29 protein-coding genes and 2 tRNA genes are annotated in these 25,112 nt (G+C 70.7%); 10 read left to right on the top strand and 21 right to left on the bottom strand.

Features of this window, described 5'->3' with window-relative positions; genetic code table 11:
- Positions 1–12 precede the first annotated feature (12 nt).
- From NO900_RS17350 to NO900_RS17340, 3 genes are read right to left on the bottom strand one after another with little or no spacing between them, the layout of a single operon-like run.
- A complete protein-coding gene (locus tag NO900_RS17350; protein WP_256410184.1) occupies positions 13–345 on the bottom strand; it encodes a hypothetical protein in 333 nt (110 codons plus the stop codon).
- A 10-nt stretch (positions 346–355) separates the two neighbouring features.
- Entirely contained in the window at positions 356–655 is a 300-nt protein-coding gene (locus tag NO900_RS17345) for a DUF424 domain-containing protein (protein ID WP_256410201.1), read from the bottom strand.
- Between the two features lie 21 nt (positions 656–676).
- Entirely contained in the window at positions 677–1,603 is a 927-nt protein-coding gene (locus NO900_RS17340; RefSeq protein WP_256410183.1) for a tetratricopeptide repeat protein, read from the bottom strand.
- 614 nt (positions 1,604–2,217) lie between these two features.
- Between NO900_RS17340 and NO900_RS17335 the strand changes: the two genes are divergently transcribed.
- Positions 2,218–2,883, top strand: coding sequence for a DUF7119 family protein (locus NO900_RS17335; RefSeq protein WP_256410182.1), 666 nt, complete (start codon positions 2,218–2,220; stop codon positions 2,881–2,883).
- On the opposite strand, the gene NO900_RS17330 is transcribed toward NO900_RS17335, so the two are convergent.
- On the bottom strand, positions 2,859–4,205 hold the full coding sequence (locus NO900_RS17330; RefSeq protein ID WP_256410181.1) for a M20/M25/M40 family metallo-hydrolase: 1,347 nt from the start codon (positions 4,203–4,205) through the stop codon (positions 2,859–2,861). The genes NO900_RS17335 and NO900_RS17330 overlap by 25 nt on opposite strands.
- Before the next feature lie 112 nt (positions 4,206–4,317).
- Between NO900_RS17330 and NO900_RS17325 the strand changes: the two genes are divergently transcribed.
- Positions 4,318–4,391 (top strand) — tRNA-Lys (locus NO900_RS17325).
- A 204-nt stretch (positions 4,392–4,595) separates the two neighbouring features.
- Here NO900_RS17325 and NO900_RS17320 read toward each other — a convergent pair.
- The 6 genes from NO900_RS17320 to NO900_RS17295 all read right to left on the bottom strand — a co-directional run bounded on the left by NO900_RS17320 (position 4,596) and on the right by NO900_RS17295 (position 10,406).
- Complete coding sequence (locus NO900_RS17320) at positions 4,596–5,252, bottom strand: lactate utilization protein (protein ID WP_256410180.1); 657 nt, start codon at positions 5,250–5,252, stop codon at positions 4,596–4,598.
- A 312-nt stretch (positions 5,253–5,564) separates the two neighbouring features.
- The gene (thsA, locus tag NO900_RS17315) at positions 5,565–7,217 is read right to left on the bottom strand and encodes a thermosome subunit alpha (protein ID WP_256410200.1); all 1,653 of its coding nucleotides are present in this window, start codon (positions 7,215–7,217) and stop codon (positions 5,565–5,567) included.
- A gap of 318 nt (positions 7,218–7,535) precedes the next feature.
- Positions 7,536–8,078, bottom strand: a complete 543-nt coding sequence (locus tag NO900_RS17310) for a KH domain-containing protein (protein WP_049983967.1) — start codon at positions 8,076–8,078, stop codon at positions 7,536–7,538.
- A gap of 104 nt (positions 8,079–8,182) precedes the next feature.
- Complete coding sequence (rio1, locus tag NO900_RS17305) at positions 8,183–9,151, bottom strand: serine/threonine-protein kinase Rio1 (protein ID WP_256410179.1); 969 nt, start codon at positions 9,149–9,151, stop codon at positions 8,183–8,185.
- A gap of 95 nt (positions 9,152–9,246) precedes the next feature.
- Positions 9,247–9,789: a Holliday junction resolvase Hjc gene (gene hjc / locus NO900_RS17300; RefSeq protein ID WP_256410178.1), complete on the bottom strand. Its 543-nt coding sequence runs from the start codon at positions 9,787–9,789 to the stop codon at positions 9,247–9,249.
- 86 nt (positions 9,790–9,875) lie between these two features.
- The gene (locus tag NO900_RS17295) at positions 9,876–10,406 is read right to left on the bottom strand and encodes an NADPH-dependent FMN reductase (RefSeq protein ID WP_256410177.1); all 531 of its coding nucleotides are present in this window, start codon (positions 10,404–10,406) and stop codon (positions 9,876–9,878) included.
- Between the two features lie 523 nt (positions 10,407–10,929).
- On the opposite strand from NO900_RS17295, the gene hisB reads away from it, so the two are divergent.
- From hisB to cgi121, 3 genes are all read left to right on the top strand, one after another.
- Entirely contained in the window at positions 10,930–11,526 is a 597-nt protein-coding gene (hisB, locus tag NO900_RS17290; RefSeq protein WP_256410176.1) for an imidazoleglycerol-phosphate dehydratase HisB, read from the top strand.
- A gap of 86 nt (positions 11,527–11,612) precedes the next feature.
- A complete protein-coding gene (locus tag NO900_RS17285) occupies positions 11,613–14,081 on the top strand; it encodes an ATP-dependent DNA helicase (RefSeq protein WP_256410175.1) in 2,469 nt (822 codons plus the stop codon).
- Positions 14,078–14,680, top strand: a complete 603-nt coding sequence (cgi121, locus tag NO900_RS17280; protein WP_256410174.1) for a KEOPS complex subunit Cgi121 — start codon at positions 14,078–14,080, stop codon at positions 14,678–14,680. The genes NO900_RS17285 and cgi121 overlap by 4 nt, the downstream gene beginning before the upstream one ends.
- A 184-nt stretch (positions 14,681–14,864) precedes the next feature.
- Here the strand turns inward: cgi121 and NO900_RS17275 are convergent.
- Positions 14,865–14,937: transfer RNA gene (locus NO900_RS17275), tRNA-Gln, on the bottom strand.
- A 171-nt stretch (positions 14,938–15,108) separates the two neighbouring features.
- On the opposite strand from NO900_RS17275, the gene NO900_RS17270 reads away from it, so the two are divergent.
- Positions 15,109–15,720 carry an IMP cyclohydrolase gene (locus NO900_RS17270; RefSeq protein ID WP_256410173.1) on the top strand — a complete coding sequence of 204 codons (612 nt, stop codon included), beginning with the start codon at positions 15,109–15,111 and terminating at the stop codon, positions 15,718–15,720.
- Positions 15,721–15,722: 2 nt separating this feature from the next.
- Here NO900_RS17270 and NO900_RS17265 read toward each other — a convergent pair whose 3' ends face one another.
- The 4 genes from NO900_RS17265 to NO900_RS17250 form a co-directional block, all read right to left on the bottom strand.
- Positions 15,723–16,100, bottom strand: a complete 378-nt coding sequence (locus tag NO900_RS17265) for a helix-turn-helix domain-containing protein (protein WP_256410172.1) — start codon at positions 16,098–16,100, stop codon at positions 15,723–15,725.
- 153 nt (positions 16,101–16,253) lie between these two features.
- Entirely contained in the window at positions 16,254–16,496 is a 243-nt protein-coding gene (locus NO900_RS17260) for a DUF8001 family protein (RefSeq protein ID WP_256410171.1), read from the bottom strand.
- Between the two features lie 52 nt (positions 16,497–16,548).
- Positions 16,549–17,235 (bottom strand): DUF5828 family protein, encoded by a 687-nt coding sequence (locus NO900_RS17255; protein WP_256410170.1) that lies wholly within the window; start codon positions 17,233–17,235, stop codon positions 16,549–16,551.
- Between the two features lie 83 nt (positions 17,236–17,318).
- Positions 17,319–17,552 (bottom strand): DUF8007 family protein, encoded by a 234-nt coding sequence (locus NO900_RS17250; protein ID WP_256410169.1) that lies wholly within the window; start codon positions 17,550–17,552, stop codon positions 17,319–17,321.
- Between the two features lie 201 nt (positions 17,553–17,753).
- On the opposite strand from NO900_RS17250, the gene NO900_RS17245 reads away from it, so the two are divergent.
- The gene (locus NO900_RS17245; protein ID WP_256410168.1) at positions 17,754–18,134 is read left to right on the top strand and encodes a cupin domain-containing protein; all 381 of its coding nucleotides are present in this window, start codon (positions 17,754–17,756) and stop codon (positions 18,132–18,134) included.
- The gene (locus tag NO900_RS17240) at positions 18,127–18,753 is read left to right on the top strand and encodes a DUF8052 family protein (RefSeq protein ID WP_256410167.1); all 627 of its coding nucleotides are present in this window, start codon (positions 18,127–18,129) and stop codon (positions 18,751–18,753) included. The genes NO900_RS17245 and NO900_RS17240 overlap by 8 nt, the downstream gene beginning before the upstream one ends.
- Before the next feature lie 55 nt (positions 18,754–18,808).
- Here the strand turns inward: NO900_RS17240 and NO900_RS17235 are convergent, their stop codons facing one another.
- The 4 genes from NO900_RS17235 to NO900_RS17220 all read right to left on the bottom strand — a co-directional run bounded on the left by NO900_RS17235 (position 18,809) and on the right by NO900_RS17220 (position 22,580).
- Entirely contained in the window at positions 18,809–20,662 is a 1,854-nt protein-coding gene (locus NO900_RS17235) for a carbon starvation CstA family protein (RefSeq protein ID WP_256410166.1), read from the bottom strand.
- A 204-nt stretch (positions 20,663–20,866) separates the two neighbouring features.
- Positions 20,867–21,844, bottom strand: a complete 978-nt coding sequence (locus tag NO900_RS17230; RefSeq protein WP_256410165.1) for an ArsA family ATPase — start codon at positions 21,842–21,844, stop codon at positions 20,867–20,869.
- Positions 21,844–22,140, bottom strand: a complete 297-nt coding sequence (locus NO900_RS17225; protein WP_092564277.1) for a DUF7990 family protein — start codon at positions 22,138–22,140, stop codon at positions 21,844–21,846. Before NO900_RS17225 ends, NO900_RS17230 begins: the two co-directional genes overlap by 1 nt.
- 224 nt (positions 22,141–22,364) lie before the next feature.
- Positions 22,365–22,580, bottom strand: a complete 216-nt coding sequence (locus NO900_RS17220) for a hypothetical protein (RefSeq protein ID WP_256410164.1) — start codon at positions 22,578–22,580, stop codon at positions 22,365–22,367.
- 222 nt (positions 22,581–22,802) lie between these two features.
- Between NO900_RS17220 and NO900_RS17215 the strand changes: the two genes are divergently transcribed.
- Positions 22,803–24,077, top strand: a complete 1,275-nt coding sequence (locus NO900_RS17215) for a CobW family GTP-binding protein (RefSeq protein ID WP_256410163.1) — start codon at positions 22,803–22,805, stop codon at positions 24,075–24,077.
- 36 nt (positions 24,078–24,113) lie between these two features.
- On the opposite strand, the gene NO900_RS17210 is transcribed toward NO900_RS17215, so the two are convergent.
- Both NO900_RS17210 and NO900_RS17205 read right to left on the bottom strand, forming a co-directional pair.
- Complete coding sequence (locus NO900_RS17210) at positions 24,114–24,353, bottom strand: hypothetical protein (RefSeq protein WP_092564266.1); 240 nt, start codon at positions 24,351–24,353, stop codon at positions 24,114–24,116.
- Positions 24,354–24,459: 106 nt separating this feature from the next.
- Positions 24,460–24,786: a hypothetical protein gene (locus tag NO900_RS17205; RefSeq protein WP_256410162.1), complete on the bottom strand. Its 327-nt coding sequence runs from the start codon at positions 24,784–24,786 to the stop codon at positions 24,460–24,462.
- A 59-nt stretch (positions 24,787–24,845) separates the two neighbouring features.
- Here NO900_RS17205 and NO900_RS17200 point away from each other — a divergent pair, with 59 nt between their 5' ends.
- Positions 24,846–25,061, top strand: coding sequence for a DUF8107 family protein (locus NO900_RS17200; protein ID WP_256410161.1), 216 nt, complete (start codon positions 24,846–24,848; stop codon positions 25,059–25,061).
- The last annotated feature ends 51 nt before the right edge of the window (positions 25,062–25,112 follow it).

Here is a 25,112-nt window from a genome sequence, read left to right as displayed (position 1 = left end):
TCCGTTACCCCGTCAGTCGTCCGACCGCGGCTCGACCAGTTCGATCCGGTACCGGCGTCCGCCGGCCTCCGTCTCCTCGACCGCGACGACGACGAACGAGTGGTCGCCGACGTCGACGATGTCGCCCGTCGAGAGCGGCCCGTCCGGGCCGGGAATGCCGCGCCGCCGGCGGTTTCGACGCGCCCGCTCCGGGTTCTCGCGGTCGCCCTCCGTCCCCTCCTCGACGACGTCCGGCGCGACGCCGATGACGGCGCGCTCGGCCTCGATCGCGCGGTTCCAGAACGCGTCCGACGGCGGCCGCGGGCCCAGTCGCTCCGCGAGCTCCGCCCGTCCGAGTCGCTTCATACGGTCCCGCTCACAGCCAGAGCAGTTGTGCGTGTCGGGTTCCGCCGACGTCGAGCACCGTCTCCTCGTCGACGAGGCCGGCCTCGACCGCGACGCGGACGGCCTCGACGCCGACGATGTTCGCGACCTGCGCGCGGCCGAGCCCGGCGACGACCTCCTCGGCGCTGGCCTCGACGGCCTCGTCGCCGCCGTAGAACTCCTCGGTGACGTCGAGCGTCACGGCGCCGTCCTCGTACGTCTCGCCGAGGCAGTCCGCGTCGCAGACGGAGACGAGCGTCCCCTCCGCGGTCTCGCGCTCGCGGAGGAGCATCGCGGCGGCCGGATCGCCCATCTAGAAGCCCTCTGGCCCCTCGCCCTGGAGCTCTCGCTCCGGGGGCTCGGCCGCCTCGTCGCGCTCGCCCGGCTGCCCGCCCCGGCCGCCGCGGCCGCCCGCCTGTCCCCCCGGACCGCCGGCGCCGCCCCGACCGCCGCCTCGCCCGCGACCGCCCCCACCGCCCGGCCCGGGCGCCTGCCCGGTCTGTTCCTCGACCATCTGCTCTTCCGCCTCGCGCCGGATCTCGTCGGCGCGGTCGGCGACCTCCTCGGCCTGCTCGTGCTCGCCGGCCTCTTCGAGGGCGCGCGCCTTCTCTTCGAGGACGCCCGCGCTCCGGTAACCGAGCCGAATCGCGTTGTCGAAGCAGGTGACGGCGTCCTCGGCGAGCCCGCGCTCGACCAGCAGGAACCCCCGGTTGTACCACGCCTCGGCGAAGCGCGGGTCGGTCTCGACGGCGCGCTCGGCGTGTTCGAGCGCCTGCTCGGTGCGGCCGAACTCCCAGAGCGCGTACGCGAGGTTGGTCTCGGCGGTCGCGGCGTGCTCCGAGTCGTCGTCGATCCGCAGCGCCTCCTCGTAGGCGCCGATGGCCTCGTCGTACTCCTCTAACTCGGCGTGAGCCGCGCCCTTGTTCACCCAGGCCTCCTGGGCCTCCAGCGAGTCCTCCTCGGCGAAGTGGGCGGCGCGCTCGAACGTCTCGGTCGCCTCCTCGAAGCGGTTGATCCCCATATACGAGAGCCCGACGTCGATGAGTCGCTCCACGTCGATGGCGTCGCTCTCGACGTTGCGCTTGTCGAGGATGTCGGTCAGCACGCGGGAGTCGACGGGGTCGACCGTGTTCGGGTCGGCGTCGAGCTCCTCGGGGTCGAGGGTGAACTCCTCGTAGTCGGCGTCGACGCCCTGCCCCGCGGAGAACTCGTGGCGGTCGCCGTCGCGTTCGTCGGTCATACGGCCCAGTTTGACGGTCACGACGCGTAAGGGTTGCGTCGCCGACTGGACGGATGTGGTTTATACGCACCTTCCGTCGTTATGAGTCGCATTGATCGCTTATACGCAGTTGCTAGCGCGGTGAACATCTCCAAAGGCCCAGCCGCTCGCTTATAAACATCTAACTACAGATAGACGGTGAACATCTTCAAAGCCCCAGCCGCGACGACTCGGAGGCCTTGCTGCGCTCCTCGCTCGCGATGCTCGCTGCGGTGCTTACTGCGGCCGCCTTCGTCCTCGCGGCTGCCCCTTTGAGTCCCACCCGCCCGCAACCGCACCGCAGCCTCACGCCTCCCCAGCCTCGCGGTTCGCGCTCTGCGAGCGCTCACCGGCTCCCTCGCGCGTGCTCCTCGGCCGCGAGGCGGCCTCGGAGGCACGCGCCACCGCAATTCGATGATAAGTAACCGTGACGCCGCCTCACGGCACACGTATAAACCACATCGTTGCCGTCGGGCGGCTGTCGCTCTCTTCGGGCCGTCATCGGCGGTCTCGCGGTCCGTCCGGGCTCGTCCCGGTCGTGAGCGAATCCTGCCCCGGTGCCGGTCGCTTATATGCGTACACCCGAAGATGAGCGTATGAACGAGGACTCCCGCGCTGACCGCCGCTCTCCCGTCGGCGAGCCCGTCGTCCGGGCCGACCCCGAGGTGACGGGCGAGCGGGCCGCGGAGGCGGTCGGCTTCGACCCCGACGACCCCGAGAGCGTGGCCAAGGCGGCCGAGACGGTGGCCCGCTTCGCGGCCGGCGACGTCGGCGACGAGGACAACGTCCTGATGCTGCGCGGGGCGGCCGCGTGCGCGGCCCTGGTCCGCGGCGTCGGCTCGTACAAGGCGGCCGCCGAACGCGCGGGCGACGACGTCTCCGTGGCGTTCATCCGCAAGTGGGCCCGCGTCCACGACCTCCCGCAGGCGATCCGCCGACAGGTCGCCGGGGGGCGCATCGCGCCGAGCGCGGCGAAACACGTCGCGCGCCTCGGCGGCACCGACCGCTACCTCCTCGCGTGGGCGACCATCGACGGCGACCTCACGGTCCGCGAAGTGCGCTCCATCGCCTCCGCGGTCAACGACGGCGCCGACGTCGAGGCCGCCGTCCGCGACGTGGGCGCCGAGCTCGGGGCGCTCGGCGTCCGCCTCCCCCTCGACACCTACGTGGAGCTCCGGCGCCGCGCCTCGAACCGGAACGTCGAGCCCGGCGCGCTCGTCGCCGAGGCGCTCGACGGCTACTTCGCCGACGCGCCCGAGTAGCGCGCGGCGAACCGACCGACCGCGGCCGCGATCGCCGCCCGCCCCTTCTCGACCTCGTCCCACGCGATCGTCTCGTCCGGGTAGTGCGCCTCCGTGACGGTCCCCGGCCCCAACAGGACGGTCGGGATCCCCGCCGCGACGTAGTGCCTGGAGTCGGCGCCGTACGTCGCCCCCGTCGGCTCCGGGTTCGGGAGGCCGGCGTCGACGAGCCCCGCCCGCGCGGCCTCGACGATCGGCTCGTCGACCGCGACCTCCGCGGGTTCGAACTGCACCGAGAACCGCTCGAACGTCGGCGGGCGCTCGCGCAGCCACGGGTCCTCGGCGGCGACCTCGTCGAGCCGCTCGCGGAACGCCGCCTCCACCTCGTCGACCGTCTCCCCGGGCGCGACTCCGATCCGGAACTCGGCGGTCAGCGCCGCCGGCACCGTCGACGCCCACGACCCGGCCTCGACCGTCCCGCAGACCACCGGCCACGGCACCGGGAACTCCCCGTACAGGGGATGCGTCACCGACTCGCCGCGCTCGGTCTCCAGCTCGGCGAACGCCCCCCGGATCGCCTCGAACCGCGGGAGGACGTCCTCGCCGCGCCAGCGCGTGGCGGCGTGCGCGCTCCGCCCGGTCAGCTCCAGCCGCGCCATGAGCGACCCCTCGGTGGCGACCACGGGGCGCAGCTCGGTCGGCTCCGCCACGATCGCCGCGTCGCGCTCGAAGGGGTACGGGTTCGCGAGCGCGGCGGTCGCCGCGCCGTACCCGCCGTCCTCCTCGCCCGCGACCGCCTCGACGACGACCCGGAGCCCGCCCGGCGCGAGGTCGAGTCCCCCGCCCTCGGCCGCCGCTCGCACGTCGAGCGCGGCGCCCACGCACGCCGCGACCCCCGACTTCATGTCCGCCGCGCCGCGGGCGGTGAGGGCGTCGCCGTCGGCGTTGCCGTCGATCCCCTCGCTGGCCTCCCCCCACACCGGCTCGAAGGGGTCGCTCGACCACTCCGCGGGCTCGGCCGGGACCACGTCGATGTGCCCGTTCAGCACGACCGCGGGAGTCCCGTCGCCGTCTGGGTCGCCGCGTCCCGTCCCCGCCGCGTCCGCCCCGCCGAGTTCGAGCACGCCGCCGACGCTCCGGCGCCCAGCCACGTCCGTCTCGTCGAGGTCGTCCGGGAAGGAGGGGTGGTCCGCGAGGAGGTCGGCGTCGGCGCCCCACGCGTACGTCTCGAAGCCGAGGTCGTCGAGCGTCTCCTCGACGAAGTCGGCCGCGGCCGCCTCCTCGCCGGCGGTGGAGGCGAACCGACAGAGGTCGGCGGCGAACGCCCGCATGTCGAAGTCCATGCTCGCGGGGACGTAGAGGGCCGGGAAACCGTTTCGGATCCGCCGGACTGGAACCTCGTCGCGGGCGGTTTCTAAACGTTTATCCGTGGTCTGGCCCTACCGATCCGTGCCTGGGCCGGTAGCTCAGTTAGGGAGAGCGTCCGGCTTTTAACCGGACGGTCGGGGGTTCGAATCCCTCCCGGCCCGCTGTACCGCCGCGAGCAACATCGCGAGCGGCGGTGCTGTGCTGAGGGAGGGATTCGAATCAGAGAACGGAGCGAAGCGGAGTGACAGTGGTTCGAATCCCGTCGCGCCCGTACTCCTCGCCGCGAAAAACACCGAGAGCGACGCGACCGCTCCAAGTCGTCGAAATCGAGGGAAAAAGCGCGTGACGTGTCGCCGAAACCGAACTCAGTATCCGAGCCGCTCCCGCACGAGGACGACCGTCGTCCGGCCCTCCTCGGTCTCCTGCCGGTAGATGAGCTGTTTCGCGATCGACGATTCGACGCCGTACGCCTCCTGCGCGCGCTCGTTCTCCAGCGGGTACGCGACCGACTCCAGCCGGTCGAGGGCGTCGTCGAGCGTGGGGACGATCTTGTTCACGCCGCTGACGATGACCACGTTGCCGGCGGCGAACGGGTACGCCCCGACGCGGCTGCCGGAGAGGTCGGCGGCGACGAGCTCGCCCGTCTCCGCGATCGCGTTGATCCCGCCGAGGAAGTAGTCCGCGGTCTGTGACTGCCGGCGCGCGGCCTGTCGCTCGGCGTCGTCGTCGATGCTCCAGATCTCGTCGGCGAGGCTCTCCCACTCGTGGTCGCCCTCGCTCAGGAGGTCGTCGAAGCCGATCTCTTCGAGGGTCGTCGAGTGGCCGTTCATCACGGACGCGCCCGCGGGAATCTGTGCTTCGACGGCCTCCAGCGCCTCCGCGGCCGAGTCGACGACCACGACCTCGAAGCCGCTGGCTTCGAGCCCCGCGACCGCCGAGTCGACGGTCTCGTCGTCGGGAAGCTGGTCGAGCGCGTCGTCGATCTCGGCGTCGTCCGCGTAGTCCGCTTTCTGCTGTGGCATGATGAATCAAATCGGACGGGACGGGCCGCGTCGCACGCGATCGCGGCGCCCGCGTCTCGTGGTCGATCGGAGGGGCGGCCGGCACTTAACGGCTCGCGAACCCTCGTGTCGGGTGGTTACGTCGGTGTTATCGTCGTGTCGGCAGATCGAGTGGAACGGCGTCGCGAGCGACGAGCCGTCGGCTCCGCGAGCGGTCGTCGATAAAAAGCGCGTGTCGTCGAGGCCCGTAAGGGGCGCGCGACGGTCGGTCGGGAGGCGGTGCGGTTCGGCGTCAGGTCGGAGTCAGGGGGCTGTGTGAGTTCTCGCCGAACTTCACATCGCACCGCCCATACCGCCCATGCCGCCCATGCCGCCGCCCATGCCGCCGGGCGCGCCGCCGGGGCCGCCCTCGTCGCCGCCGTCGTCGGTGCCGCCGCCCTTGAGGTCGCCGGCCGCGATGACGTCGTCGATGCGGAGGATCATGACGGCCGCCTCGGTGGCGGACTCGATGGCCTGGGTCTTGACGCGGAGCGGCTCCACGACGCCCTCGGCCTCCATGTCGATCACGTCGCCCGTGTAGGCGTCGAGACCGGCGCCGAACTCGCCGGCGTCGTGCCGGGAGCGGAGGTCGACCAGCGAGTCGATGGGGTCGAGACCCGCGTTCTCGGCGAGGGTGCGCGGGACGACTTCCAGCGCGTCGGCGAACGCCTCGACGGCGAGCTGCTCGCGGCCGCCGACGGAGTCGGCGAAGTCGCGGAGCTGCAGCGCGAGCTCGGCCTCGGGCGCGCCGCCGCCGGGCAGGACCTGCCCGTCGAGCAGCGTCGTGCGGACGACGCCGAGCGAGTCCTCGATGGCGCGCTCGACCTCGTCGACGACGTGCTCGGTGCCGCCGCGGAGGATGAGGGTGACGGACTTCGCCTCCTCGACGTCCTCGACGAAGATGCGCTCGTCGCCGCCGATGTCCTTCTGGGCGACGGAGCCGGCGAAGCCGAGGTCGTCCGACTCGATGTCTTCGAGGTTGGAGACGACGCGGCCGCCGGTCGCGCGAGCGAGGCGATTCAGGTCGCCGGACTTCGCGCGGCGGACGGCGAGGATGCCCTCCTGCGCGAGGTAGTGCTGCGCCATGTCGTCGATGCCGTCACCGACGAAGACGACGTCGGCGCCGATGTCGGTGAGGTGGTCGACCATCTCGCGGAGCTGCGCTTCCTCCTGGTCGAGGAACTGCTGGAGCTGGTCGGGGTCCGTGACGTTGACCTCGGCGTCGATCTCGGTCTCCTTGACCTCGATGGCGCCGTCGAACAGCGCCACGTCGGCGTCCTCGACCGCGAAGGGCATGTTCTCGTCGACGCGCTCCTTGTCGACGATGACGCCCTCGACGAGCTCGGATTGGTCGATCGAGCTGCCGACGACCTTCTCGACGGAGACGTTCTCCGTGTCGATGCCGTCGTCGTCCTTGACCGCGAGGACGGCGTCGACGACGAGCTCGGCGAGGAGGTCCTTCGCGTTCTCGGCGCCCTTGCCCGTCATCGCCGTCTGGGCGATCTCGACGAGCGTGTCGTAGTCGTCCTCGGAGACGTCGATGGCCTCGTCTTCGAGGATCGCCTTGGCCTCCTCGGCGGCCTGGCGGTACCCCTGCGCGAGGGTGGTCGCGTGGATGTCCTGGTCGAGGAGCTCCTCGGCCTGGTCGAGGAGCTCACCGGCGACCACGACCGCGCTCGTGGTACCGTCGCCGACCTCGTCCTCCTGCGTCTCGGCCACCTCGACGATCATGTTGGCCGCCGGATGGTCGATGTCCATCTCCTTCAGGATGGTGACGCCGTCGTTCGTGACGACGACGGACCCGCCGGAGTCGACGAGCATCTTGTCCATCCCTTTCGGACCGAGCGTGGTGCGGACGGACTCCGCGACAGCCTTCCCGGCCGTGATGTTCATGTTCTGGGCGTCCTTTCCGGAGGTGCGCTGCGACTCCTCGGAAAGTACGATCATGGGCTGATTGCCCATCCGCTGTCGCTGAGACATAATCAACCTTTGATTGTTTGTGATTCTATATAAACCCTTCGTTCGACGCGTGCGAAACCGCGGCACGGTGGGGGATATTCGAGCGGTATGTGTCTCGTTATCACGGGTGTTTATATAGAACGACAGATCGGGCGGCGGGACGTGACTACGTATATACTGACTGTGGCGGCGCGTGCCTGTGAGGCCGCCTCGCGACTGGGACTTTGGCGGTGTTCTTCGTGGATCTGTCACCGGACGCGTACAAACAGACAGCGACGCCGACCGCGACACCGACGAGCGATTCGACTACTGCGGCGCGTTGAAGCTCACGTCGTCGTCGAGCTCGTTCGACATCCGCTCTAAGTACGAGTACACCGCGCCGTGCGGGGCGCCGTCGAGCAGCATCCCGACTGCCCGGCGAACCACTTCCAGCTCCTCGGGCTGGCCGACAGCGCCCACGGTCGACCCGTAGACGACGACGTTCGCGCCGGACAGCTCCTCCAGTAGCTCCCTCGTCCGACCGTTCTCGCCGATGATCCGGCCTTTCTTGCGCTGGAGGTCGTTGTCGTTGCGGGTGTGCTCCGAGAGGTCGATCAGGTCGAGCGTCCGGAGGTCGTGATCGAGGATCGACAGCGCCGTCTCCGGCGTGAACCCCCGCCCGATCGCCTTGATCACGTCCGGCGCGACCATCGCGGCCACGGGGTCGTCGCGCTCCTCGATGGCGACGCTGCCCGACTCCGAGTCGACGTCCAGCCGCACGTTCGCCCGCTCTTCGATCTCTCGCATCGTCTCGCCGCCGGCGCCGATGACGACGCCGATGCGGTCCTGCGGAACCGTCACGTGTTGCATGCGTCGGAATACCCGGCGAAGCCTTTTAAACGTGTTCCGGTCGCGCCGGGCGTGCGGTCGCGTAACGTGGTTCTTCGGCCCGCTGAGGGCGGTCTCGCCGCGGTCTACTCGTCGGCCGCGTCGATCGACTCGTCATTCGCGTTCGAATCGGGCTCCCCGCTCGGGTCGGGCTCCGGCTCCGTCACGTACGCGCGGAGGTCGTCGGGGTCGACGTCGATCCCCTCGCGGGTGAAGAAGGCCGCCACGTTCTCGCAGTCGCGGTCGAGGAACTCGCCGGCGTTCGGGTGGTGGACCGTCACGGCCTGTCCGAGGTCGATGATCACCAGCTCGCCGTCGTGGACGATCATGTTGTACTCCGAGAGGTCGCCGTGGATCAGGCCGGCGCGGTAGAGCCGGCGCATGTACTCCCGGACGACCTCGTAGGCGGTCTCGGGGTTCTCCACGTCGACCTCGTTCAGGCGCCGGGCGCGGTCCTCGGCGTGGCCGACCAGCTCCATCACGAGGACGTTGCGCTGGACCGCAATCGGCTCGGGGACCCGGACGCCCGCCTTCCGCGCGCGTTCGAGGTTCGCGAACTCCTTGCGGGTCCACGCCAGCACGACCGCCTTCTTGTCGCTCGCGATCCCCTCGAACCGCGGGTCGCCCTCCAGGTAGTCGCGCATCTGCCGGAAGTTCGAGGAGTTGATCCGGTACACCTTCACGGCGACCTCGCGCTCGGGCGTGACGCCTTCCGGACCCCCTCTCGCGGCCGCGGAGCCGGGCTCCGGCCGCTCGCCCGCCTGCCCGCCGAGCGCCTCGAAGACGCTCGCCTCCTTCCCCGTCGACACCGGGCCGCCGAAGGCGTCGACGTAACCGTCCTGCACGAGCTTGTACACCGCCGCCAGCGTCGCGTCGTCGAACACCGACTCCTGCAGCTTGAACTGCTCGGTGTCTTTGATCCGCTTGCGGAACTCGTCGAACTCGCGGTCCTGCCGGCGGGCGATCCGGTCGGCCTCCGTGTCGGAGACGTCCAGCTGTTCCCACTCGTCGCCGGGCTGCTCGTCGGGCTCCAGCAGGACGAACTCCTCGCTCATTCGCGTTGGCGTTCGGCGTCGCGAGGGATAAGCGAGAGGGTCTGGGGACCGCGACGCCCCCGCGAGCCGAGCCGGCGGCCCGCCGCCCTCGACGCTCACAGCACGTCGAGCGCGTCCGCGACCGGCATGTGGCCGTCCCGGACCGCCTCCAGGATCTCGCGGCGCTCTTGGAGCTCGGGGTCGACCCCGTCGCCGCCGTCGCCGCCGACCTCGTCGAGCGTCACCTTCTCCGTCTCGCCGACGAACTCGGGGAAGTCGGTCCCCTCGGCGAGCGCCGTCTCCTTCTTCACCCGATACGACCCGGCGTCGGTGGTGTAGAGGTCGCCCGGGTGGAAGAAGTACCAGTCCTCGCGGTCGAACCGCACCGCGATCCGCGCCTTCGCGCCGAAGTTCCGCGCGAAGAAGGTCAGCGCCTCCACCTCCTCGCCGGTGAGGTAGATCGGGTCGCCGGCGCTCGACTTCGCCTCGATCGCGTAGAACGCCTCCCCGTCGCCGGCGAGGACGTCCGGGAGCTCCCGCTCCGTCGCGGCGCCGCTGGCCGGCGCGCGCATCACGGCGAACCCCGCCTCGTCGAGGGCGTTCACCAGCTCGCGCTCGCGGCGGTCCCCCTTCCGGTTAGCGGACACGGTCGTCGTCACCCGGTTCGGTCATGGGCGCCGTAGGCGCGAGGCGGTCAAAAGGGCGGCGGGTCGACGCCGGGGCGGGGTAGGGCGGGAGCGCCGGGCTACCGCCGCAGCCGCTCCGCGTGCTCCGCGACGACCCGGCCGAGCCGCTCCGTGCGCTCTCGGAGGTCGTCGTCCGCGATCCCGCCCTCGTCGACGACGCCCGACGCGCCCCGGATCCCGACCTCGTGGGGGACCGTCCACGCGTGGACGTTCCGGAACGTCGACCGGAGGTGTTCGAGCGTCCCGCCGTACGACCCGCCGCCGGCGGTCGCGAGCAGGCCCACGGCGGTGTTCTCGTACTCGCTCGACCCGCAGAAGTCGTGGAAGTTCTTGAACGTCGAGGAGTAGGACCCCCGGTAGACGGGGGTGCCGGCGATCACGCCGTCGGCCTCGCGGACGCGCCGCGTCAGCGCCTCGCTGTCGCCCTGCGCGTCCTCGTCGGGGTGGTACAGCGGGAGGTCGACCGCGCCGAGGTCGATCATCCCGGTCTCGGCGCCGGCGTCGGCCGCGGCGTCGAGTGCGACATCCAGCGCGGCCCGCGTGGTGCTGTCCGCGCTCCGGCTGCCGGAGACGGCGACGATTCGGGTCATACGCGTTGTTCGAGCGCGTGTGGTAAAAACGCGGGCGATCGACGGGAGGGGTCGGCGAAGCGCCGACCGCTCGCTTATAAATTGCTGACGACGAGTCGAGGGTGAATGGTGTCGAAGTCCCCGTCGCTCGGCGATACGGGGATGACTACGGATCGGCAGAGAACACCTCCAAAGCCCCAGCCGGGAGGATGGCACACGCTCGCTGTGCTCCTCGGTCGCTCGCTGTGCTCGCTCCCTGTGGTGCTTGCGTCGCCTGTGCCATCCTCCCGGCTGCCCCTTTGAGACCCACCCGCCCCGCACAGCACCGCGCCTCACACCTCCCCAGCCTCGTCGGACCGGCGCGGCCGCGCCGGTCCGACTCCCTCGCACGCGCTGTTTCGCGCCCTCCGGGCGCTCACAGGCGCGCGCCGACCGCGACCGGCTCTCACAGACGATCGCCTCCTTCCAGGTGACGCTCGCTCCGCTCCGATTCGGAGGTCACCGCACCCGCAACCGACTTACGAATCGGCCGTGACAGGCCGGTATGAGCGAGCACGACCGGACGGCCGCGGTCACCCGCGAGACGAGCGAGACGACGATCGAGCTCACGCTCGCGGTCGACGGCGACGGCGACAGCGAGGTCGACACCGGGATCGGCTTCTACGACCACATGCTGGCGTCGTTCGCCAAACACGGGCTCTTCGACCTCACCGTCAGGTGCGACGGCGACCTCGACGTCGACGACCACCACACGGTCGAGGACGTGGCGATCTGCCTCGGCGAGGCGTTCGACGAGGCGCTCGGCGAGAAGCGCGGCATCCGGCGGTACGCCGACCGGCGCGTCCCCCTCGACGAGGCGGTCGCGAGCGTCGTCGTCGACGTCGCGGGCCGGCCGTACTACGAGTTCTCGGGCGAATTCTCTCAGGAGTCGGTCGGAGAGTTCACGAGCGTCATGGCCGACCACTTCGCGCTGTCGTTAGCGCACAACGCCGGCCTGACGCTCCACGCCGCAGTGGAGACGGGAGACAACGCCCACCACGAGGTCGAGGCGCTGTTCAAGGCGCTCGCGCGGGCGCTCGACGACGCGACGCGGCTCGACGAGCGCCGCAGCGACACGCCGAGCACGAAGGGCGAGCTCTAGGCCGACCGCGGCGGGGACGGGGGTGGCCCGGCCGCCCTCCGCCCCGTTCCGACGGTTTAAATCGGGTCGGGACCCACCCTCCACCAATGCAACCGAGTTCGCTCTCCGGGCTCCCCGCGGGCGTCGGCGAGGCGCTCGAAGCGGAGGGCGTCGCCGAGCTGTATCCGCCCCAAGCGGCCGCGGTCGAGGCCGGCGTCGTCGACGGCGAGAGCCTCGTCGCCGCGGTGCCGACGGCCTCCGGGAAGACGCTGATCGCCGAGCTCGCCATGCTGTCCGCGGTCGAGCGCGGGGGGAAGGCCCTCTATATCGTCCCGCTGCGCGCGCTCGCCAGCGAGAAGAAGACCGAGTTCGAGCGCTGGGAGGACCACGGCGTCACGGTCGGCGTCTCCACCGGCAACTACGAGTCGGACGGCGAGTGGCTGGCGACGCGCGACATCATCGTCGCCACCTCGGAGAAGGTCGACTCGCTGATCCGCAACGGCGCCCCGTGGATCGACGACCTCACCTGCGTCGTGAGCGACGAGGTCCACCTCGTCGACGACCCGAACCGCGGCCCCACCCTGGAGGTGACCCTCGCGAAGCTCCGCAAGGTGAACCCCGGGCTCCAGACGGTCGCGCTCTCGGCGACCGTCGGCAACGCCGACGTCATCGCCGAGTGGCTCGACGCCGGCCTCGTCGAGTCCGACTGGCGCCCGATCGACCTCCGGATGGGCGTCCACTTCGGCAACGCGATCGACTTCGCCGACGGGAGCAAGCGCGAGGTGCCCGTCGAGCGCGGCGAGGACCAGACCGCCCGGCTCGTCGCGGACGCCCTCGACACGGAGGAGGACGGGCAGGGCGGCTCCTCGCTCGTCTTCGTCAACTCCCGGCGCAACGCCGAGTCGTCGGCCCGGAAGCTGGCCGAGGTCACCGGGTCGCGGCTCACCGACAACGAGCGCGACCGCCTCCGCGAGCTCGCCGAGGAGATCCGCGGCGTCTCCGACACCGACACCTCCGAGGACCTCGCCGACGCGGTCGAACGGGGGTCGGCGTTCCACCACGCCGGCCTCGCGAGCGAACACCGGTCGCTCGTGGAGGACGCGTTCCGCGACCGCCTCATCAAGTGCATCTCCGCGACGCCCACCCTCGCCGCCGGGGTCAACACCCCCGCCCGCCGGGTGATCGTGCGCGACTGGCGCCGCTACGACGGGGAGTTCGGCGGGATGAAACCCCTCGACGTGCTGGAGGTCCACCAGATGTGCGGGCGCGCTGGGCGACCCGGGCTCGACCCGTACGGCGAGGCCGTGCTGCTCGCGAACGACGCGGACACGAAGGAGGAGCTGTTCGAGCGGTACCTCTGGGCCGACCCCGAGCCGGTCCGGTCGAAGCTCGCCGCCGAGCCCGCGCTCCGGACCCACGTGCTCGCCACCATCGCCTCCGGCTTCGCCTCCACCCGCGACGGGCTCCTCTCGTTCCTCGACAACACCCTCTACGCCACGCAGACCGACGACGAGGGCCGGCTCGCGGCCGTCACCGACACCGTCCTCGACTACCTCGCCGTCAACGACTTCGTCGACCGCGACGGGGGGACCGAGGGCCTGACCGCGACCGGCATCGGCCACACCGTCTCGCGGCTCTACCTCGACCCGATGAGCGCCGCGGAGATGCTCGACGGGCTCCGGTCGGTCGGGGCGGCCGGGAGCGCCGAGGTCGCCGGCGCGGGAGGCGAGGGCGAGGGGGAGTTCGTCATGACGGCCGACGGCGACGGAGACGCCGACGAGCCCGGGTTCGGGACGTACACGCGGGCCGGAGCGGGCGGCGAGGGCGGCGAGGACGGCGAGGTGAGCGGGACGGAAGGCGGAGAGGTGACGGAGTCCCCCGAAGTCACCCCGCTCGGCCTCTACCACCTCGTCAGCCGCACCCCCGACATGTACGAGCTCTACCTGAAGTCGGGGGACCGCGAGACGTACACCGAGCTCTGCTACGAGCGCGAGTCCGAGTTCCTCGGCGACGTGCCCTCCGAGTACGAGGACGTGCGCTTCGAGGACTGGCTCGCGTCGCTGAAGACGGCCCGGCTCCTGGAGGACTGGGCGAACGAGGTCGACGAGGACCGGATCACGGAGCGGTACGGCGTCGGTCCGGGCGACATCCGCGGGAAGGTCGACACCGCCGAGTGGCTGCTGCGCGCGGCCGAGACGCTCGCGCGCGACGTGGAGGGCGTCGACGGCGACGTCGTCGTCGCGGTCCGCGAGGCGCGGAAGCGGATCGAGTACGGCGTCCGCGAGGAGCTGCTCGACCTGGCCGGCGTCCGCAACGTCGGCCGGAAGCGCGCCCGGCGGCTGTTCGAGGCCGGGATCGAGACGCGCGCCGACCTCCGCGAGGCCGACAAGGCGGTCGTGCTCGGCGCGCTCCGCGGCCGCGAGCGCACCGCCGAGCGCATCCTCGAACACGCCGGCCGCGAGGACCCGTCGATGGACGACGTGCGGCCGGACAAGTCGGCCTCGGCGGCGGCGACCGCCGGGTCCGCGAGCGACGAGAGCGGCGACGGACAGGCGAGCCTGGGTGACTTCGAGTGAGCGACGACGGTCGCTCCGAGGGCGGCGGGGGCGAGGCCGACGGCGACGGCCCACCGGACCCGCCGACGCCGCCGCACCGCCTCGTCCGCGGGACGGTCGCCATCGACGACCTCGACGGGTTCCTCGCCCGGCTCGACGAGATCGCCGCCGACACCGGCGCGGTCGTCCAAGCGTTCGACGCCGGTCTCGTCGTCTCCGACGCCCACCTCGACGCCGCGACCCGTCTCGCCGCGCGAGCGATCGCCCGCGGCGAGGCCGTCGCGCGCGACCCGGGCGTCGAGGTCCTGCTGTACGCGGCCGGCCGGCGGCAGATCGATCGGGCGCTGACGCTCGGCGTCGCCGAGGGGGACCAGCGCGCGGTCGTCCTCGCCGCAGACTTCGGCGACGTGCCCGGCGCGGACCGGCCCGCCGCGGACCTCGACGCGGCCGAGCGCGCGATCGAGGGGCTGACGACCGTCGGCGCCGACGCCGTCACCGACTTCGACGCGGACCGGGTGCGGGAGTTCTACGACGTTACCGACCGCGAGCTCGCGGCGACGGCCGGCGACCTGGCCGACGTCGTCCGCGAGCGCGTCGCGCTGCTCGACGTCGAGAAGTGATCTGGCACGGCCGATCACCCCTTCGTTTCTACTGGAAACCGAGGTACTCGGAGAGGATGCGGCTCCAAACGAAGGGAACGATCGAGTCGAACCGGAGTAGCGAGTCGGTCCACTCGAAACGGTCCTTCTCGGCGAGACGGAACGGGGCGTCGCAGTCGGGGCGAGAAGCGGCGGACCGCGGGAATAGTCCATCCTGGATTCGAACCAGGGTCGAAGCCCCCAGAAGGCTTCAGGATTGGCCACTACCCCAATGGACTGTGCGCAACCGCCGATAGCCTGTGCGTGTTTGTAAGCGTTGCGCGTCGCCGGCCCTCTGTCACTCGTTCGCAGGCGGTGACGGAACGCGACCGCCCGACCGCGGCCGCGAAGCGATCGACGAACGTGCGCATATCGATGCGTTTTACCCGACCGAATAGCCACGAAGACGTATGTACGTCGGACGATTCGTCGTCGTCGCCCCCGGAATCGGGGCCTACCGCGTCTCCTCGCGCTCGTTCCCGAACCGCCGCGTGCTCGACCGCGGCGAGACCCTCACCGTGGGCCCGACGCCGGACGCCCCCGAGACGGACAACCCGTACGTCTCGTACAACTGCGCGCGAGCGGTCCGGACGCCGACGGAGGAGCCGCTCGCGGTCGTCGGCAACGGCTCCCACGTCGACCCGATCGCGGAGAAGCTGGAGCTCGGCTACCCGGCGCGCGACGCGCTGGCGACCCCGCTGCTCGCGCTCGACTTCGAGAAGGACGACTACGACACGCCGCGGATCGCCGGCGTCGTCGGGAGCGAGACGGCGACGGTCGGCGTCGTCCGCCGCGACGCGCTGCTCGTGGAGACCGTCGACGAGCCGACGATCGTCGCCACTTACGAGACCGATAGTCCCGAGCCGTACCCGCTCGCGGCGGCCGCGACCGGCGCGCCGGACGCGGGAGAGGCCGCGAGCGAGGTCCTCGACGCCGACTTCGAGCATCCCGTCTGCGCCGCGGGCGCGACCGTCGACGGCGACGGCGTCACGCTGGCGTTCGACAACGGGGACGACGGGTAGTCCTACTCCCGGTCGTCGGGGTCGAACGCGTCGATCGCCTCGTGGACGCCCTCGACCCACTCGTCGAGCGCGTCGTGGAGCCGCTCTTTGGCCTCCGGGACCGGGATCGCGGTGTACTGGTAGACGTACCCGCCGGAGTCAAGCAGCCGACGGCGGCGCTCGACGAGCCCCTTGTCGCGCAGCGTCGACAGCGAGCGGTTCACGTTCGACCGGTCCCGGTCGAGCGTCTCGGCGAGCTCGGCGACGGTGCTTCCCGGGTGATCGAGCAGCGTCAGGTACGTGCGGCTCTCGTGGTCCCGGACGCCGAACACGCAGGAGAGCACGTGCTCGAACGAGGGGGAGACGTCGCCGACGAGGTCCTCGATCTCGGGGTCGCTCATGGGCGCCGTTCGACTGCGGTCGGGTTAAAAGTCGTCATCGGCGGCGGTGGGGGCCCGGCGGATGTGACGCGTGGGCGCGCTCGGCGGGCGGTCGGCCGTCGGGGTCGGCGCACCCCGGGCGGTCGGCCGTCGGGGTCGGCGCACCCCGGGCGGTCAGCCGTCGGGGTCGGCGTACCCCATCCGGTCGATACAGCCGCGCATCTCCGACTCCTCAGCGTGCCGGTGGAGGTTCGTCGGGGTGTCGCAGTGGTACGTCTCGCCGTCGTAGCGGAGCACGACCTCGTGGCGGCCGCCGGCGAGCTCGACGTCGACGAGGATCCGCCGGCCGTCGTTGAGGGCGTCGATGATCTCGTCGGCCGACAGCTCGCCGGCCTCGATCCGGAGTACCTCGCTCATGGGCTCCCTTCGCGAGTCGTCGGGTTAAAACCGTCCGTACCGCGCTCGCGGGTCACGTCATCGTCGAGTCCGGGCCGCCCTCCGTCTCCGGGGGCTCGACCCCCTCGGCGGCGGCGACGTCGTCCGTGCGCTTCTCGGTCTCGACGTGCCAGCGGTCGATCTCGGACTCGTACTCGTCGAGGATCTCGCTCACCTCGGCCTTCAGCTCGTCGTCGTTGACGTTCACCTCGAACTCGAACGTCTCCCCGTCCTCGCCGCGGCCGACCTCCTGGATGTTGGCGCTGACGAGCTCGTTGTCGAAGTAGTACGGCGCCATCTGGGTCATCACCTTCCGGTACACCGTGTCCTCGACCTTCCGGAGCGCCTTGCGGCTCGCCGAGTCGGCCGCGCGGGCGACGTGGCCGATCGACTCGCCCCAGCTCTCCATCGCGCTCTCGGTGTCGTTCTCCTCGACCTTCTCGTAGGACTCGGTGAGCTTCTCGCCGGCCGTCTGGAGGTCGTCGCCCGGCGTCTTACCGGCCTGTTCGCCCTCGCCCTCGCCGACGGACGCCTGCTCGGCGGTCTTCGCCGACACGTCCTCGTCGATGCGTTCGTGAGACTTCGGGCGCCAGTCGTCGAACTCGTAGAACGCGTCGCCGTCGGCGCCCGTCTCCCGGAGCGCTAAGGCGATCCGCTCGCCGTGTTCGACGACGTCTCCCCAGTCCCCGCGCATCTTGAAGCCGGAGATGCTCTCTTCCATCGCGTGGCACCCGGTAGGGAACGAACGCGTATAAGTCTCTCCGACCGAGCGCGAGCGTCAGGTGAGGGGGAGTGCGGGGGAGTTCACTTCCCGTACGAGAGCCGACGCCCGAGCTCGTCGACGCGGTCCTTGAGGTCGCTGAGGAATCCGCCCGGCGAGACCCGGCGGAACGACGACTCGTCGACCTCGATGCGCTCCTCCGCGAACGGGTCGTGATCGGCCCGCTCCTCCGGGTCCTTGTCGCCGTTCACCGCGCCCACGACGGTCGACATCGAGCACCGTCCGCACGCCTCCGCTTGGATCTCGTCGTCGGACATAAGTTTCTCTACCGAACGATCGTGTTCGACGAAGTTAAAACCCACCGCTGGCGTCGCTACGGCGTTTTCTCGGGCTGCGGCGCCGGCCGCGGAACCGGACAGCGCCGGCCGCGGAACCGGGCGACGTCGACCGCGGAACCGGGCGACGCCGACCCGACTCGGCCCGACGACCTTTTCAATCGCTCCGTGGAATTGGTTCCCATGGGATACCGCGTCGTCGACACGGACTCGGTGGAGCCGAAGCCCGACCGCCCCTGCGAGTGCCGGAAGCTCTCCGAGCCGGGCGGGCTCGACGCCGCCGCGATCAACCGGTTCCGCGCCGAGCCGGGCGAGCAGCTCCCGCTCGCGTACCACTACCACGAGACCCAGCAGGAGGCGTTCTACGTCCTCGACGGGACGCTCTCGGTGGAGACGCCGGAGGGGACGTACGAGGTGCCCGCGGACGACCTGTTCGTCGTCGACCCCGAGAGCCCGCAGCGCGCGTACAACGCGGCCGACGCCGACGGCCCCGTGACCGTACTGGCGGTCGGCGCGCCGCCCGCAGACGACGACGCGGTCGCGTACGATCCCGACGATGAGTGACGCGGCCGGCGGCGACGACCGCCGCGACCCCGAGGAGCTGCCGGCCGAGATCCGCGAGGCGGTCCCGGACTACGACGACGAGTACCTCGACCGGGTCTCCGACCGGCTGATGTACAGCTACGACCTCGACGCCGACGTCGTCGTCGACGGGGAGCGGTTCGACCTGACCGCGGAGATGCGGATGCGCAACCAGAAGCAGTTCCTCCATCCCGCCCTGAGCTACGCGGACCACGACGTGATGGAGTACCTCTTCGCCCGGCGCGTCGGGAACCCGACGGTCGGCGAGTTAGAGCGGCTCGTGGCGTTCGCTCACGACGTCGCCGACGAGCGGGTGGAGGGGAACGAGCAGCACTACGGCACCGACGTCACGGTCGTGCTCGTCGCCGATCGGATCCCGGAGTCGGTCGCCGAGTTCGTCGACGGGTTCCGGGACCGGACGCTGCTGAAGTTCGGCTACTACGGCCACTACGAGGTGAACCTCGTCGTCGTCGCGCCCGACGAGGAGCGGCTCGTCGCCAGCGAGGCCGCGAGCAGCGCCGAGGCGCTTCGGCTGTGGGAGCCGGTCGAGAAGCCGGACGACGGGATCTTCTCCAAGTTCGCGAAGCGGTTCTGGCGCTAGTCGGACGCGAAAACGGGTTCGAAAAGCGAAACGGTGCCGCGAAGCGGCGCCGCCGTCAGTCGTCGCTCGGTTCGGCCGCGGGCGCCTCGCCGCTCCGCACGGACCGGAGGTTCCCGACGCCGATCCGGACGAGCGACAGCGCGATGTAGATCAGCGCGATGCCGAGCACCATCTGCGCCGCGGACGACAGCTGGGCGCCGAGCGTCCCGGCGCCGCCCTGGATGAGGTTGACGTAGAGGTTGTTGTACAGCGCGACCCACGTCAGCCCCAGGACGGTGATCGTCACCATGATCGCCATCGGGACGCCGGTGGAGACGAGCTGCTTGGACTCGTCCCAGTTGGCGAGCCACACGGTCGCCGTCAGCAGCGCGAGCGCCGCGAGCAGCTGGTTCGCGCCGCCGAACAGCCCCCAGAGCGTCTGCCACTGGCCGGAGATGACGAGGACGTACGCGATGCCGATCTGGATGACCGGGTTCGTGTACCGTCCGCGAGCGGCCGCGCCGATGCCGCCGGAGAGCCCGGAGACGGTCATCCCGTCGTCCATGCCAACGATCTCCTCCATCATGTACCGACCCAGGCGGACCGCGGTGTCGGTGGAGGTGAGCAGGAAGCTCACCAGGACGAGCGCCATGAAGACGCTCCCGATCGCCTCCGGGATCCCGAAGCTGGTGAGGATGATCCCGCCGCCGGTCGCGAAGTTCGGCAGCGCGCCGCCGATGCCGCCGGCCGCGGCGTCACCGGCGAAGCCGGCGACCGCGAGCGTCGACAGCGCGAGGGCGCCGAGCAGCCCCTCGCCGAGCATCCCGCCGTAGCCGATCAGGCGGGCGTCGCTCTCCTTGTTGAGCTGCTTCGAGGTAGTGCCCGAGGAGACGAGCGAGTGGAACCCGCTGATCGTCCCGCAGGCGATGGTGATGAAGAGTAACGGGAACAGCGGGAACAGCCCCGCGGCCTCGATCCCCCAGAACCCCTCGAAGACGCCGATCGAGGAGTCGATGACGAGCGGCTGGCTCGACGTGGCGAAGACGGTCCCGACGATGATCGCCAGCACGCCCCCGCCGACCCCGCTGTACAGCAGGAACGACGAGAGGTAGTCGCGGGGCTGGAGGAGCACCCACACCGGGAGCGCGCTCGCGATGCCGGCGTACAGCATCACGATCGGGACCCAGCCGGCGGCGTTACCGCCGAGCGCCGCCGCGCCGGGGACCCAGCTCCCCGTGCTCCCGCTGAACAGCACGAACGTCCCCGCGGGGTGGCTCCCCTCGGCGAGCTCGAACAGCGCGAACGGGTACTGGATGCCGACCCAGACGCCGGCGAAGACGCCGGCGACGAACAGGATCGTCCCCGGGACGAACGGCCCGTTGAGCTGGTAGAGGTACACCCCGAACGCGAGCGCGAGCAGCACGTACACGAAGCTCGCGGTCGTCACCTGCGGGAACGCGTTGAACACGATCCCGACGACCAGCGCGAACACCGCGACGACGAGGATGATGGTGAGGAACGCGAACCACAGCAGCAGGTTCTTCCCTCGCTCCCCGACGTACTGGCCCACGATGTACCCGATCGAGCGCCCCTCGTGGCGGATCGAGCTCGACAGCGAGATGAAGTCGTGGACCGCGCCCATCAGCGGGTTCCCGATCGCGATCCACAGCATCGCCGGGACCCATCCCCAGATGGCGCCCGCGGTGATCGGGCCGACGATCGGCGCGCCGCCCGCGATACTCGAGAAGTGATGCCCCAGTAGTACCGGCTTCTTCGACGGTACGTACTCCTGTCCGTCCTCGTACTTGTGCGCCGGCGTCTCGCGCTCGTCATCGAGTTCGACGAACCGCGAGAGGTACCGCGAGTACCCCATATAGCCGACGGTGAACGTTCCGAGGACAGCGACCATTATCCATATTACGTTTGTCATGAGTTCCCCTGCCTCGTGAATTCGGTTCGGAAAGAGCGTATTAAATATTGGCTTCGACCGTGATAGTTACGCGGCGGTACCGAGCGAATCGTCCGACTGAGAGCCGTACGGGAATTACTTTCTCCGATTTGAAACTTGATTTCGCGTCCCAATCGGTTGTTCTTACTCGCGCGCGCTCGCCCGGACCGTTCGCGCGCTTTCGGCCTACTCGCGCGCGCTCACGGGCTGCCCCGTCTCGACGTCGAGCGCGGCCGCGACCTCCGAGAGCACGTCGCCCCGGACCTCTCGCGTTCGGGATTCGATCTCGGCGACCAGCGGCGGGTCGAACTCCTCGCGGACCTGATCGAGCCGCTCGCGCTCGGTCGCGACCTTGTCGCGGAGGTAGGCGGCCCCGCGGCCCTCCTCGTGCTCCTCGGGCGACGGGGTGAGCTTGTTCGCCACGAGCCCGCGGACCCGCAGGTCCCGCTCGGTGAACCCCTCGATCGCCCGGCCCGTCTCGTTGACGGACAGCTGGTCGGGGTTCAACACGAGGAAGAAGGCGGCGTCGTTCCGCATCGTGTCGCCCGCGAACTCGAAGAACTCCTTGCGGCGCTGGAGGCGCTCTAACACGGGGTCGCCGTCCATCAGACGCCGCGGCTCCATGTCGCCGATCGCGGCCTTCTCGAACAGGTCGATCGACTGCTTGCGCTTGTAGAGGAGCCGGTCGATCCAGTCGCCGAGGAACTCGGGGAGCCCGAGCAGCCGCAGCGTCGACCCGGTCGGCGCGGTGTCGAAGACGACCCGGTCGTACGGGTCGCTCTCCTCGCGCATCACGTCGACGAACGCGTCGAAGAGGGCGGACTCGTACGCGCCCGGCGTGCCGTGCGACATCTCCAGCTGCCGGTTGATCTCAGAGACCATCGCCGCCGACACCTGTTCCGAGAGCCCCTCGCGGATCTCCTGGAGGTGGCGCTGCATCTCGTCTTCGGGGTCGAGCTCCAACGCGTCGAGCCCCTCGACGCCGTCGACCGGCTCGGGGTCGTCGCCGAACCGCTGGTCGAACACGTCCGACACCGAGTGCGCGGGGTCGGTCGAGACGACGAGCGTCCGCAGCCCGGCGTTCGCGCAGCGGTAGGCGTACGCGCAGGAGACGGTGGTCTTCCCGACCCCGCCCTTCCCGCCGAAGAAGACGAACTGCTCCATCAGAAGTGGTACTGCTGGCCCTTTCGTTCCATGAGGCTCTCGCGGTCCCACAGCCGTCGCTCCCACGCCTCGAACTCGTCTTCGAGGTAGGGGAGCAGCTCGGCGGTGTAGTACGAGACCGGCGAGGGGATACCGAACGCGTCCGGGAAGCACGCCAGCATGAACTCGTCTTCCACGTCCTCAGCCTCCTTCTCGATCTTCTCGTAGGCCGGGTGCGTGAACATGCCGTGATACAGGCCGCGGAGCCACTCCTCGAGCGCGGCTCGGAACGTTTCGATCCGGTCTGCGACTGTCATTATCGGTCGTGACGGTCGGGGCGTGTTAAAAGCTGTCGCGGTCGGGCGTCCGAGGCTCGGCGGCGGTCGGGAGCCGAGCGCGGAGCGTTCGGGGTAATTCCGGGTCGAGCACGGAGAGTTCGACGGTCGGACCGGATCGAGACCTCGGCCCGCGGTCGGGCCGAGTTAGCGTCGGCGGTCAGGCCGAGTTGCCGTCGGCGGTCAGGCCGAGTTGCCGTCGGCGGTCAGGCCGAGTTGCCGTCGGCGGTCAGCTCGCCCTGCGGTTCGTCCGCGTCGGCGGTCTCGTCGCCGTCGCCGAGCTCCGGCTGCTCGTCCGCGTCGGGGCTCGGCGTGTGCGCGTCGCCGTCGAGGGCGCCCCAGACGAGGTACAGCATCGAGACGACCATCAGGACGGTCATCGTGATCGCCACGATTCCCACCACCGACACGTACGGGAGCATGGTCGGCGGTGCGCGGGCGCGACGTATCAACGTGTCGGCTTCCGACGAAGCGGAGACGCGACGACCGGCGACACGGGCGGCGAGCGCGCCCGATACGGGCGGTGGCGGCAACGAGGAGAGGCGGCTGAGGGCGGGCGACGGGGGACGGGCGACGGAGGGCGAGCGACGGGAGACGGTTCCGCCGCCGCGACGTTGAAGGGGCCGGCACGCGCATCGAACGTCATGGACGACGATCGGATTCCGGTGACCGTGCTCTCGGGGAGCCTCGGGGCGGGGAAGACGACGCTGTTGAACCACCTCCTGCGGAACGCCGGCGAGCGCGACATCGCGGTGCTGGTCAACGACATGGGCGACGTCAACGTCGACGCCGAGCTGATCGCCGAGGAGTCCGAGGTCGACGTGGAGGGCGTCACGGAGCTGTCCAACGGCTGTATCTGCTGCGAGCTCCAGGACGACCTGGAGACCGCCGTGGTGCGGCTCGCGAACGAGCGCTCCTTCGACAACCTGGTCGTCGAGTCGTCGGGCATCTCCGAGCCCGCGCCGGTCGCGCGGCTGTTCACCACCAAGTCGCGCGCGGCGGCCCGCTACCGGGTCGACGCGCTGGTGACCGTGATCGACACGCGGCGGTTCCTCGACGCCTTCGCCGGCGACGAGACCCCCGAACGGCGAGTCGACCCGGACGACGACGAGGCGGCCCGGCCGCTCTCTGACCTCCTCGTCGAGCAGGTCGAGGTGTCGAACTTGGTGGTGTGTAACAAGGCGGACCTCTGTACCGACGCGGAGATGGACGAGGCGATCGGGCTCGTGGGCGCGCTCCAGCCCGACGCGGAGACGGTCGTCACGGAGTTCTCCGCGGTCGACCCCGACGCCGTCCTTGACGTCGGGCTGTTCGACGCGGGTGCGCTCGGCGACCTGCCAGGGTGGAAACGCGCACTGGCGGAGGACCACGAGGGGCACGGTCACGCGGGCGACGCCGACGGAGAGGGAGGGGGCGACGGCGGGGAGCACGGGGAACACGCCCACCGGCACCCGGACGAGGTGTACGGCGTCACCTCCTTCACCTACCGCCGGCGGCGACCGTTCCACCCGGACCGGATCGCCGCCGTCCTGCGCGACCTCCCCCCCGAGGTCGTCCGCTCGAAGGGGACGCTGTGGGTCGCGGGCACCGACCAGCGCCAGCAGGTCGGGCAGGCCGGCGCGTCGGTGCGCGTCGAGGCGCTCGGGCCCTGGATCGCGAGCCTCCCCGAGGTCGAGCGCGACATGCTGCGCTCGAACCGCCCGAACCTCGACTGGGACGACGAGCACGGCGACCGGCTGACCGAGTACGTCGTCATCGGCACCGGGATCGACGAGGCGGCGATCCGCGAGCGCCTCGACGACGCGCTCGTCACCGACGAGGAGTGGGCGGGCGTCGGGGCGGATGGCGACGCGATCGGCGGGGGAGAGCTCCCGTTCCCGACCGAACAGGGCGAGGAGCTGGCGCTCCGGGAGCCGTAGAAGAGCCGGTCGGACGCCGGGGCGCGGAAGCCGGTCTCAGCAGGCGCAGCCGGTGCCGCTCGCGCGCTCGAACCGCATCGACTCGCCGCAGTCGGGACAGATCGGCGCGCCGTCGGCGTCGAGGTCGAGCCCCTCGTCGTCGACGTCGACGTCCCGGACGCGCACGCCGCAGTCGTCGCACCAGTACGACCCCTCCGAGCCGTCGTCGCCGGCGTTTCCGGGCGCTCGCTGCGTCGATCCCTCCATCACGTCCGTCACCGTGTCGAAGATCCCCATGAACGTTCATAGGAGTTCGGCCATCTTATTCCCCCGGTGCTGTGTGAGCCAGACGCACAGGCGCGATCGGCCGTCGAGGTCGTCGGAGACGGCGGGCGAGACCGGATCACAGCAGCGGCACGGTGAGCGCGACGATCAGGACGCCGAGGCCCATCCCGGCGTACAGCAGGCGCTCGACGCGCGGCCCCGGCGGGAGCGGGCCGGCGTCGAGCGGCGGGGCGCAGCGGACGAGCTGCTGGTAGGCGACCGCGGTCGCGACCGCGAACGCCAGCGTCGACAGCGCCAGCGACGTCGGGAGCGTGAGCCCGTACGAGAGGCCGTAGATCGGGCCGTACGACAGCGCGAAGGTGAACGCGATCCCGACGGTGACGAGGAACGGGACCGGGTCCACCCTGTCGCCGTGGCGGTTGTGAACGTGGACCTCGACGCGCATGGGGTCCCTACGAGCCCCACGGACAAAGAGCTAAGTGCCGGTCTCCCGCGTGGATTCGTATGAGCGAGGAGCCGAAGGGGATCCGCGAGGGCGTCGAGGACTCGAAGGGGGACCCGCGGCTGATCCTCCTGTTGAACGCGGTCCTGTCCGCGTGGTTCGGCTGGACCGTCGTCTGGGGGCTCGACCGGCTCGGGGTGACCGCGCTGAACGCGGTGAACGTCGCGACGCTCACGCTGATCATCTTCGGGGTGACGTACGCCGCGGTGCTGCGGTGAGCCGACCGGAGCGCGCCGGACCGGGCGCCGAGGCGACGACCGCGAACGGGT

The sequence above is a fragment of the Halorubrum rutilum genome, assembly GCF_024494565.1.
This window is presented reverse-complemented; position numbering and strand designations above follow the sequence as displayed.